Origin of the sequence: Streptomyces sp. NPDC001941, from assembly GCF_040296945.1 — a bacterium.
Lineage (GTDB): Bacteria > Actinomycetota > Actinomycetes > Streptomycetales > Streptomycetaceae > Streptomyces.
On the sequence record NZ_JBEOYE010000257.1, the window covers coordinates 1 to 1,379 of the forward strand.

Annotated in this window: 2 protein-coding genes; both read left to right on the plus strand. The window is 37.5% G+C overall.

Features of this window, described 5'->3' with window-relative positions; translation table 11 throughout:
- Positions 1–774, plus strand: a 774-nt coding sequence (locus ABT160_RS46995) for a hypothetical protein (RefSeq protein WP_351656576.1), incomplete at its 5' end; no start/stop codon positions are given.
- Positions 774–1,379 (plus strand): type I restriction-modification system subunit M N-terminal domain-containing protein (locus ABT160_RS47000; protein ID WP_351656578.1); only part of this gene is annotated, 606 nt, incomplete at its 3' end. The genes ABT160_RS46995 and ABT160_RS47000, both read left to right, overlap by 1 nt.

The following is a 1,379-nucleotide window of genomic DNA, read 5'->3' on the forward strand; positions in this document are numbered from 1 at the left end:
GAATGTTCAACACTTTATAAACAAAGCGAAGCCGACCTATCGGATAAACCCAATGATCTTAAAACGATGATTGCGCAAGTGAGTGCTTATCAAAAGCTAGAAAAGAGTTATAAAGCGCTCCGAAGCTATGATCAATACGAAGAGGACTTTGAAGCATTTTCAGAAGTAGTGGAGCAGATGCCACAATATCAAGGTAAAACGGAAAATGTTAAAACAAAGATTAAAGAAATGATCGAGGATGAGGAGCATCCTGAGGAAGACTTCGAGAAGCTTTTACAAGAGATTGCTTTTTCTTCGCAGCTCAATGCGACACATAAAGACATCGTGGATAGTTTTTATATTAATCAACTTTTGAAAGCGATTCAATTAAACGAAGCAGGGGCCGTTGAAAAATTTGAAAAAGAAATCCAACAAAAGGATCCTCAAATCCAAAAGATGTATCACACCTTGAAAGATCAACTCGTCAATACTACTGAAGAGATCGATGTGGCTCAATTAAAAGAGACTTCGATTCAAAATGAAATTCAAAGACAACTTCAAAAAGAAGCCGAAGAATTTGGATTATCCTTCGACTTTTTACAGTCTGCAATGAATGAATATCAAGGCGATAAGAAAACGATCCCTTATTTAACTCATTTACTGTATTCGATGACACTTAGTAAAGAAGAGTTTGAAGCCAAAACGGGTGAAAAATACAGAAGAAGAACAAAAGTTTTAGAAGAACGACTACAACAAAACTTTGAACAACTTCAAAAATGGAAAGAAGAATTATAATGGCGACAGGTTTAAATCAACAACTATGGGCTTCTGCGGATATCTTACGTGGGAAGATGGATGCAAGTGAGTATAAAAACTACTTACTGGGATTAATTTTCTATAAGTACTTGTCTGATGCGCAGCTGAGAGAAGTTTATGAACAAGAAAATGGCAAAACAGATACCTTCCCAGAACGTTCCACTCAGTATGCAGGCTTCATGGAATGGTACGAAGAAGACAAAGACGATTTAATCGAAAATATCCAACCCAAACAAGGCTACTTTATCCAACCCGATCAATTGTTTTATCACTACCGCCTCAAAGCTGATAACTATGAATTTAACTTGACCGACTTACAAGCAGGTTTTAATGAGTTGGAACGTCAAGGAGAAGAATTCAGTGGATTGTTTGCGGATATTGATTTAAACTCCACAAAATTAGGCTCAAATGCACAACAACGTAATGTGACGATTACTGAGGTCTTGCGTGCTTTAGATGAGATTGACTTATTTGAACACAATGGCGATGTGATTGGGGACGCTTATGAGTATTTAATTGGGATGTTTGCGGAAGGTGCGGGTAAAAAAGCAGGCGAGTTTTATACCCCACAAGCTGTTTCACGC